Consider the following 1521-nt stretch of genomic DNA (forward strand, 5'->3'; position numbering starts at 1 on the left):
CTCAACACCAACATGGGTGTGGCGTGGCACCGTTTCCTGGGCTTCCCGAACATCTGGTTCAAGCGTGAGGCGGACGGCGGTACGGCGCTGGGTGCGCTGCAGCCGATGACGTCGGGTGGCAAGGAGATCGACTTCGAGGACCCGGGTGAGGACGACACGTTCGGTGTCAGCCAGGTCGAGCAGTTCTCCTGGAAGGGCATTCTGGACTTCTCCACGTGTACCGAGTGCGGGCGCTGCCAGTCGCAGTGTCCGGCCTGGAACACGGGCAAGCCGTTGTCGCCGAAGTTGCTGATCATGTCGCTGCGCGACCACGCGCACGCCAAGGCCCCGTACCTGCTGGCGGGCGGCGGCAAGGACATGGAGGGCAACGAGAAGGCGACGGCCGAGCAGCTCCAGGACGTTCCGGCGGCGGCGCTGGCGGAGGCCGAGCGGCCGTTGATCGGCACGCTCGAGGAGAACGGTGTCATCGACCCGGACGTGCTGTGGTCGTGCACGACGTGCGGTGCGTGTGTGGAGCAGTGCCCGGTCGACATCGAGCACATCGATCACATCGTCGACATGCGCCGCTACCAGGTGATGATCGAGTCGGCCTTCCCCTCGGAGGCCGGCACGATGCTCAAGAACCTGGAGAAGAAGGGCAACCCCTGGGGTCTGGCCAAGAAGCAGCGGGTGGAGTGGACGAAGGAAGTCGACTTCGAGGTGCCGATCGTCGGCAAGGACCTCGAGGACCTGTCCGAGGTCGAGTACCTGTACTGGGTGGGCTGCGCCGGAGCCCTGGAGGACCGGGCGAAGAAGACCACGAAGGCCTTCGCCGAGCTGCTGCACATCGCGGGCGTGAAGTTCGCGATCATGGGCGGGGACGAGAAGTGCACGGGTGACTCGGCCCGCCGCCTGGGCAACGAGCCGCTGTTCCAGCAGCTCGGCCAGGAGAACGTGGCGATGCTGAACATGGCGTACGGGGAGGACGAGGACGATCCGGCGACGCAAAAGCCGAAGGCGTCGAAGAAGATCGTCGCGACCTGCCCGCACTGCTTCAACACGATCGCCAACGAGTACCCGCAGCTGGGTGGCGAGTTCGAGGTCATCCACCACACGCAGCTGCTCCAGCACCTGATCGACGAGGGCAAGCTCATCCCCGTCACCCCGGTCGAGGGTCTGATCACGTACCACGACCCGTGCTACCTGGGCCGCCACAACAAGGTCTACACGCCGCCGCGCGAGATCATGTCGGCCGTCCCGGGCCTGCGCCAGCAGGAGATGCACCGCCACAAGGAACGCGGCTTCTGCTGCGGCGCCGGCGGCGCGCGCATGTGGATGGAGGAGCGCATCGGCAAGCGCATCAACACCGAACGCGTCGACGAGGCCCTGTCCCTCAACCCGGACATCGTCTCCACCGCCTGCCCCTTCTGCCTCGTCATGCTCACCGACTCCGTCAACGGCAAGAAGAACGACGGCAAGGCCAAGGAGTCCCTCCAGGTCGTGGACGTGGCGCAGCTGCTCCTCGACTCGGTGAGGACCCCG

1 protein-coding gene is annotated in these 1521 nt (G+C 66.1%); it reads left to right on the forward strand.

Going from position 1 to position 1521, the window contains the following annotated elements; translation table 11 throughout:
• The coding region (locus tag ACWIHY_RS40330; RefSeq protein ID WP_454381739.1) for a (Fe-S)-binding protein at positions 1 to 1521 on the forward strand (1521 nt) is incomplete at both ends.

Source organism: Streptomyces sp. NPDC055287, assembly GCF_053646035.1.